The organism is Bradyrhizobium sp. MV1.5 (genome assembly GCF_055807615.1).
The window spans coordinates 27,380-35,269 of sequence record NZ_JBVVPL010000060.1 but is presented as its reverse complement, the minus strand read 5'-3'; the positions used below and the strand labels follow the sequence as shown (position 1 = coordinate 35,269).

Sequence of the window (7,890 nt, the reverse complement as noted above, 5' to 3'; positions counted from 1 at the left end):
TGAAGCTCGGCCAGCCGCAGCCGGAATCGAACTTCGCGTCGGACTCGAACAGCTCATTGCCGCAGCCGGCACAGGTATAGATGCCGGCGCGGTGGTCGTGCTCATATTCGCCGGAGAAGGGACGCTCGGTCGCCTTCTCGCGCAGCACCGCGTATTGCATCGGCGACAACTCGCTGCGCCATTGCTCTTCGCTCTTGATGACCTTGTCGTCCGTGGTTTTCGTCTTGGTGTCGGGCATGGGTCTCCCGTTTTTTCGATGATCTTGTTTTCGGTGATCTTGTTCAGTGATCTCGCGATCAGTTGGTGGCCTTGCTGGCGCTCACCAGCGTCGGCTTCTCGATATAGTTATCCGCGAACAGCTTTTTCAGGTTCTCGACCTTCGGAAGGTCGTTGTAGGCGATATAGGGCTGGTTCGGGTGCAGCGTCAGATAATCCTGGTGATAGGCCTCCGCCGGATAGAAAGCCTCCAGCGCGCCGACCTTGGTCACGATCGGCTTGCTGAAGACCTTGGCGCCGTTGAGCTGGGCGATATAGGCCTCGGCCACCTTCTTCTGCTCGTCGGAAGTGGTGAAGATCGCCGAGCGATATTGCGTCCCGCTGTCGGGGCCCTGCCGGTTGAGCTGGGTCGGGTCGTGCGCCACCGAGAAGTAGATCTGGAGGATCTTGCCGTAGGAGATCTTCTTGGGGTCGTATTTGATCTCGACGGATTCCGCGTGGCCGGTCCGGCCGCTCGAGACGGTCTGGTAGTCGGCCGTCGCCTTGGTCCCGCCGGCGTAGCCGGAGACCGCGTTGACGACGCCTGCGGTGTGCTGGAACACGCCCTGCACGCCCCAGAAGCAGCCGCCGGCGATCACGGCGGTCTGGATCCCGCTAGCGGGCGCCGCATCAACCGCGGGAGCGGGGATCACGACCGCATCCTCTGCGGCCCGGGTCGGCGCGGCAAAAGCCAGCGTCAGGGCGGTGGTTGCGGCGAGCAGGGACAGGATGGCGGGTCGGCGCATGGCAATCCTCTTTCGGAAGGTCTGACAGTCTAGGGCGATTGGGGCCGGGCGAACAGCCTGCCCGGCAATTTCGGATAGTCCAGATACGGGCGGACCGGGCGATTGTTACGGCCGGACGGACACGAGTCTGTGAAACGCGCCGCCTGGAAGAGCCGGCTTGGCGAGGACCGGAACTCCGCGCTAGATGAACCGGTGCGATCGGTGATCGACCTAAAGAATGATGGCTGGAGCTGACCTGACAACATGCTGCGCGTCGTATCCCTGACCCTCGTCCCCGTGCTCGCCATCCTGGCCGGCTGGAGTTCGATCGCGGCGGCCGATCCGAAACCCGGCGACGACCTCGCCATCTGTCGCGACCGCCAGGCGGATGCGCAGGCGAGGGCGCAGGCCTGCGAGAAACTGCTCAACGCCGACCGGCTCACCGGCAAGGACAAGGCCATCGCGCTCTCCGTGCGCGGCAATACGCTGATCAACAAGCGCGACTACGTCCACGCGATCGAGACCTTGTCGATGGCCGTCGACCTCGATCCCGACAACGTCGTCACGCTCAATTTGCGCGGCCTCGCCTATGAGCGGACGGGCCAGGACGACCTTGCGATGGCGGACTACAACCTCGCGCTCCAGAAGCGCCCGACCTACGGTGTGCCCTACAACAACCGCGGCATCATCCAGGTGCGCCGGGGGGCGCTGCAAAGCGCGCTCGACGATTTCAACCTGTCGATCAAATACGCGCCCAAGTTTCTGCTCGGCTATACCAACCGCGCCCGCGTGCGCACGCTGATGCAGGATTTTGATGGCGCGCTCGCCGATTTCGCGGAGGCCGAGAAGATCGAACCGGCCGCGCCGCAGATCACCAGCAATCGTTGCATCACCTACGGCATGATGGGCAAGTTCGACCAGGCCTTCGCCGATTGCAACGGCCTGATCGAAAAGCAGCCCAAAAACGTGTACGCGATCAACAATCGCGCCGACGTCAACATGCTGAAGGGCGATTTCGACGCCGCGCTGAAGGACTACAACATTGCGATCCAGATCAACCCGAACAATGTGCGGGCGCATTCGGGGCGCGGCCAGATCTACGAGCGCAAGAAGGATCTTGCCCAGGCCCGTGCCGACTATCGCGCGGCGGCCTATTCGTTGACGAAGTTCGACGAGCTCGACGTGGCTCGCGCCCGCGCCATTGCGCAGGAGCGATTAGCCGCGCTGACCCCGCAGCCGTCGGCCGGATCCACGGGACGCCGCGTGGCGCTGGTGATCGGCAACGGCGCCTACAAGAACGTCCACGCCTTGCCCAATCCGCCACGCGACTCGAAGATGATCGCAAGCGTGCTGCGCGATGTCGGCTTCCAGACCGTGATATCCGTCAGCGACCTGACCCGCGACAAGTTCTTCGAAGCGTTGCAGACGTTTGCGGCCGAGGCGGAAAAGGCGGATTGGGCGGTGGTCTATTACGCCGGCCACGGTTTCGAGATCGGCGGCGTCAATTACCTCGTTCCCGTCGATGCCAAGCTTGCCGCCGACAGGGACGCCGAGACCCAGGCGGTCGCGCTGGAGCAGGTGATCGCGGCGGTGGGCGCTGCGCGAAAAGTGCGTCTGGTGATGCTGGATGCCTGCCGCGACAATCCGTTCGCGCCAACCATGCAGCGCACGCTGTCGCTCAAGCTGGTGGACAAGGGCTTTTCCAACATCGAGCCCGGCGCCGGCTTCATGGTGGTCTACGCCGCCAAGCACGGCGAGACCGCGATGGACGGCGACGGCGGCGCCGACAGCCCGTTCGCCACCGCGCTCGCCCGCGAGATCAAGGTGCCGCGCGTCGAGATCCGAAAGCTGTTCGACATCGTCCGCGACGACGTCTGGCTCGTGACCAAGCACGTGCAGCAGCCGTTTTCGTACGGCTCGCCGCCGGGAAGAGAGGATTTTTATTTCGTCGCGGGGAAGTGAACGCCGCGCTCGAATTTGTAGCCCGCATGAGCGTAGCGACATGCGGGTCCGTCTGTCCCGGATATCGCTTCGCTCATCCGGGCTACGGCAGCCACGGCAGCCTCACACCACAATGCTCAGCCGCTTCGCCGCCCGCGTGATGCCCGTGTACAGCCACCTCGCGCGGCTCTCCTGAAAAGCAAAACTCTCGTCGAACAGCACGACGTCATCCCATTGCGAGCCCTGCGACTTGTGCACGGTCAGCACATAGCCGTAGTCGAACTCGTCATAGGGCTTGCGCTGCTCCCAGGCGATCGCCTCGACGCCGCCCTCGAAGCAATCGGCGCGCACCGAGACCTTGGTCACCTTGTGGCCGAGATCCTCGTCCGGCGACAGCCTCATGCTGAGAATGCGGGATTTCGAGCGCGAGGTGTTGCGCGACTTCACGCGCCACAGCCCGCCGTTGAACAGGCCCTTCTTGCGGTTGTTGCGCAGGCAGACCAGCTTGTCGCCGGCGACGGGGAAGACGTCCTCGATGTTCTGGCGCTGACGCACCCGCATATTATACGCGCGCCGCGTGTTGTTGCGGCCGACCAGCACCTGGTCGGCGGCCATGACGCGATCAGGATCGAGCTCCTTGCGCGACACCACCTCGCTCTCGCCGTAGCGGCCGATGTCGAGCTCGCGGCCCTCGCGGACGTCCATCGACATCCGCACGATCGGGTCGTCCTGGGCCTGGCGGTGCACCTCGGTCAGCATCGCGTCCGGCTCGGTATTGGTGAAGAAGCCGCCGCCCTGGATCGGGGGCAGCTGCGCCGGATCGCCCAGCACCAGCAGCGGGCAGTCGAACGACATCAGGTCGCGGCCCAATTCGGCATCGACCATCGAACATTCGTCGATCACGATCAGCTTGGCCTTGGAGGCCGGGGCGTCGTCCCACAGCTCGAAGCTGGGCTGCTCCTCACCGGATTCGCGGGTGCGGTAGATCAGCGAATGGATGGTGGAGGCTTCGTCGCAGCCCTTGTTGCGCATGACCAGCGCCGCCTTGCCGGTGAAGGCAGCGAACTTCACCTCGCCGTCGACGCCGTCGGCGATGTGCCGCGCCAGCGTGGTTTTGCCGGTGCCGGCATAGCCGAACAGGCGGAACACCGGCGGCGTGCCGTTGCGGCCGGGTTTGGCCTTGAGCCAGTCGCCAACGGCCTTGAGCGCGGCATCCTGATGCGGGGTGAATGTGGCCATGTCTGTCTTGAGGAGGGGGCGAAACGGAGCGATTCGCCAGCCCCAAAACTAACCATTCGCACCGCCGGTTCAAGCCGGGCGGGGCCTCCTACTGCCAGCCGGGAACGCCGCGCATGTCGGGCAGATGATGGGCGATGCCCTTGTGGCAGTCGATGCAGGTCTTTTCCTTGGTGAACAGGAAGCGCTGATGCGCGACCGAGGCCCGCGGCGACTGCTTGGTGATGTCCATGGAATCGGCGCTGTGGCAGTTGCGGCATTCCAGCGAGTCGTTGGACTTGAAGCGCGCCCATTCATGCGCCGCCAGCTCGAGCCGGTGATCTTGGAATTTCTCGCGGGTGTCGATCGTTCCGAAGATCTTGCCCCAGACCTCCTTGGAGGCCTGCATCTTGCGGGCGATCTTGTCGGTCCAGTTGTGCGGCACGTGGCAATCCGGACAGGTCGCGCGCACGCCGGAGCGGTTGGCGAAGTGGATGGTCGACTTCAGCTCGGCATAGACGTTGTCCTTCATCTCGTGACAGCCGGTGCAGAATTTTTCGGTGTTGGTCAATTCCAGCGCGGTGTTGAAGCCGCCCCAGAAGATCACGCCGGCCATGAAGCCCGCCAGCACCAGCACGCCGAGCCCGAACACCGAGCTCGGACGGATCAGGACCTGCCAGAGCTCGAGCGCAAAGTCCCAGCTTCGCGCGACGAAGCTGCGTTTGGCCTTCATTCCCTCGTCGGGCTCATCAGCGGTCGTCGTCATCGGCGACCACCGGGGCTTGCGCGCGACAGCAGCGTGTCGATGTCGGTGAAGTCGTTGCTGACGGGCGGATTGGCGGTGTTCTGCGGCACGTGGCATTCCGTGCAGAAGAAGCGGCGCGGCGAGATCGAGGCCAGGAATTGGCCGTCGCGATCCATGAAGTGGGTGATCGAGACCATCGGCGCCTGCGATTCCGCGATGCGCGCCCGCGCATGGCAGGACAGGCACTTGTTGCCGTTGAGGTCGATCTGATAGCCGTCGATCGTATGCGGAATGACAGGGGGCTGTTCCGGATAGTTGCGCACTTCCCTTTCGGAGGTGTTGCGGTTCGGCAGCATCGGTGGCGCCGGACCTTCGTCGTTGAGCGGGGTCGGGCCGCGCAGGCCTGACGTCACCGTCTGCGCGGTCAGCGAACTCGCGCCGGCTGCGATCACGACTGCGAGCAGCGCTACTCCAAATCGTTTCATCATGACACATTCACCCGCTCGATGCGCACGGCGCACTTCTTGTAGTCGGTTTGCAGCGAGATCGGATCGGTGGCGTCCAGCGTCACCTTGTTGATCAGCTTGGACTCGTCGAACCACGGCACGAAGACGAGGCCTCGCGGCGGCCGATCGCGGCCGCGGGTCTCGACGCGGACGCGGATGAAGCCGCGGCGGGAGACCACCTTCACCTCGTCGCCGCGGCGGATCTTCGCCTCCTGCGCGTCGTCAGGATGCATGAAGCAGACGGCCTCGGGGAAGGCCTTGTAGAGCTCGGGTACCCGGCGCGTCATGGTGCCGGAATGCCAGTGCTCCAGCACGCGGCCGGTCGAAAGCCAGTAGGGATATTCGTTGTCGGGCGATTCCGCCGCCGGCTCGTAAGGCAGGGCGAAGATGCGCGCCTTGCCGTCCGGATAGCCGTAGAACTGCACGTCGGTGCCCTGCTTGACATAGGGATCGCTACCCTCGCGGAAACGCCATTTCGTCTCCTGGCCGTTGACGACGGGCCAGCGCAGGCCGCGTTCGCGGTGATAGGTGTCGAACGGCGCGAGGTCGTGGCCATGGCCGCGGCCGAAGGTGGCGTATTCCTCGAACAGGCCCTTGTGGACGTAGAAGCCGAACGCCTTGGACTCGTCGTTGAGGTAGCCCTGCTCGATGTCGGAGACCGGAAACTTGTCGACCTGGCCGTTCTTGTAGAGCACGTCGAACAGCGTCTTGCCGCGCACGTCCGGCTTCTTGGCGATCAGCTCCTCCGGCCACACTTCCTCGATCTTGAAGCGCTTTGAGAATTCCATGAGCTGCCAGAGATCGGACTTGGACTCGCCCGGGGCAGCGACGAGCTGATGCCAGAACTGCGTACGCCGCTCGGCATTGCCGTAAGCGCCTTCCTTCTCCACCCACATCGCGGTCGGCAGGATGAGGTCGGCGGCGAGTGCGGTGACCGAGGGATAGGCGTCCGAGACCACAATGAAATTGTCGGGGTTGCGGAAGCCCGGATAGGTCTCCTCGTTGGCGTTGGGACCAGCCTGCAGGTTGTTGTTGACCTGCACCCAATAGGCGTTGATCAGGCCGTCCTTCAGCATCCGGCTTTGCAATACGGCATGTGCGCCGGGCTTGTCGGGAATGGTGCCTTCGGGCACCTGCCAGATGTGCTCGGTCTTGGTGCGGTGTTCCTTGTTGGTGACCACCATGTCCGCAGGCAGGCGGTGCGAGAAGGTGCCGACTTCGCGCGCGGTGCCGCAGGCCGAGGGCTGGCCGGTCAGCGAGAACGGGCTGTTGCCGGGCGAGGAGATCTTTCCGGTCAACAGATGGATGTTGTAGACGAGGTTGTTGCACCAGACGCCGCGGGTGTGCTGGTTGAATCCCATGGTCCAGAACGAGACCACCTTGGTCTTGGGGTCGGCGTAGAGCTCGGCCAGCGCCTCCAGCCGGTTGAGCGGAACGCCCGACATCTCGGCCGCCTTCTCCAGCGTGTACTCCGAGACGAACTTGACGTACTCGTCGTAGCTCATCTCGGTGGAATCGTTGGCCTTCGCCGCGCCCGTCGCCTTCTTCTGCAGCGGATGCTCGGGCCTCAAGCCGTAGCCGATGTCGGTCTGGCCGCGCCTGAAGATGGTATGCGCGGCAACGAAGTCCTTGTTGACCCGGCCGGTCTTGATGATGTGGTTGGCGATGGCGTTGAGGATGTAGAGGTCGGTCTGCGGCTTGAATATCATGCCGATGTCGGCGAGGTCGAACGAGCGGTGCTCGAAGGTCGAGAGCACGGCGACGCGGACATGCGGTGCGGACAGCCGGCGGTCGGCGAGGCGCGTCCACAGGATCGGATGCATCTCCGCCATGTTGGAGCCCCACAGCACGAAGGCGTCGGTGGCCTCGATGTCGTCATAGCAGCCGGCCGGCTCGTCGATGCCGAAGGTGCGCATCATGCCGGCCACGGCGGAGGCCATGCAGTGGCGTGCATTGGGGTCGATGTTGTTGGTGCGGAAGCCGGCCTTGAACAGCTTCACGGCCGCATAGCCCTCCCAGACCGTCCACTGGCCGGAACCGAACATGGCGACGCCGTTCGGCCCGCGCTTCTTGATCGCCTCCTTCCACTTCACCTCCATGATGTCGAAGGCTTCGGTCCAGGTAACAGGCGTGAACTCGCCGTTCTTGTCGTATTTGCCGGCCGTCTTGCGCAGCATCGGCTGTGTCAGGCGGTCGTGGCCGTACATGATCTTGGAGAGGAAGTAGCCCTTGACGCAGTTCAGGCCGCGATTGACCTCGGCCTTGATGTCGCCGTGGGTGGCGACAACGCGATTGTTCTTGGTCGCGACCATCACCGAGCAGCCGGTACCGCAGAAGCGGCAGGCGGCCTTGTCCCATTTCAATTCGGCGACGTCGCGCTCGGCGACGAGGTTTGCGGCGAGCGTCGGTGCCGGCATGCCCGCAGCGGCGGCCGCAATGGCGGCGGCCTCGAGCTTCAGCATCTGGCGGCGGTCGAGCTTTGGCGATGTCATGACGACTCTCC

General features: G+C 64.2%; 7 protein-coding genes. 1 reads left to right on the top strand and 6 read right to left on the bottom strand.

Features of this window, described 5'->3' with window-relative positions; translation table 11 throughout:
• Together AC0L2J_RS32290 and msrA are read right to left on the bottom strand one after the other, a co-directional pair.
• Positions 1-238 (bottom strand): peptide-methionine (R)-S-oxide reductase (locus AC0L2J_RS32290; RefSeq protein ID WP_473395676.1); only part of this gene is annotated, 238 nt, incomplete at its 3' end.
• A 58-nt stretch (positions 239-296) separates the two neighbouring features.
• The gene (gene msrA / locus AC0L2J_RS32285) at positions 297-1,001 is read right to left on the bottom strand and encodes a peptide-methionine (S)-S-oxide reductase MsrA (RefSeq protein ID WP_473395675.1); all 705 of its coding nucleotides are present in this window, start codon (positions 999-1,001) and stop codon (positions 297-299) included.
• 243 nt (positions 1,002-1,244) lie between these two features.
• Here msrA and AC0L2J_RS32280 point away from each other — a divergent pair, with 243 nt between their 5' ends.
• Entirely contained in the window at positions 1,245-2,942 is a 1,698-nt protein-coding gene (locus AC0L2J_RS32280) for a caspase family protein (protein ID WP_473395674.1), read from the top strand.
• A gap of 102 nt (positions 2,943-3,044) precedes the next feature.
• On the opposite strand, the gene AC0L2J_RS32275 is transcribed toward AC0L2J_RS32280, so the two are convergent.
• From AC0L2J_RS32275 to napA, 4 genes are all read right to left on the bottom strand, one after another.
• Positions 3,045-4,160 carry an ATP-dependent DNA helicase gene (locus AC0L2J_RS32275; protein WP_007596183.1) on the bottom strand — a complete coding sequence of 372 codons (1,116 nt, stop codon included), beginning with the start codon at positions 4,158-4,160 and terminating at the stop codon, positions 3,045-3,047.
• An 88-nt stretch (positions 4,161-4,248) separates the two neighbouring features.
• Positions 4,249-4,902, bottom strand: coding sequence for a NapC/NirT family cytochrome c (locus AC0L2J_RS32270; RefSeq protein ID WP_473395673.1), 654 nt, complete (start codon positions 4,900-4,902; stop codon positions 4,249-4,251).
• Positions 4,899-5,369, bottom strand: a complete 471-nt coding sequence (locus tag AC0L2J_RS32265; RefSeq protein WP_063994828.1) for a nitrate reductase cytochrome c-type subunit — start codon at positions 5,367-5,369, stop codon at positions 4,899-4,901. Before AC0L2J_RS32265 ends, AC0L2J_RS32270 begins: the two co-directional genes overlap by 4 nt.
• Complete coding sequence (napA, locus tag AC0L2J_RS32260) at positions 5,366-7,879, bottom strand: nitrate reductase catalytic subunit NapA (RefSeq protein WP_473395672.1); 2,514 nt, start codon at positions 7,877-7,879, stop codon at positions 5,366-5,368. The genes AC0L2J_RS32265 and napA overlap by 4 nt, the downstream gene beginning before the upstream one ends.
• Between the last annotated feature and the right edge of the window lie 11 nt (positions 7,880-7,890).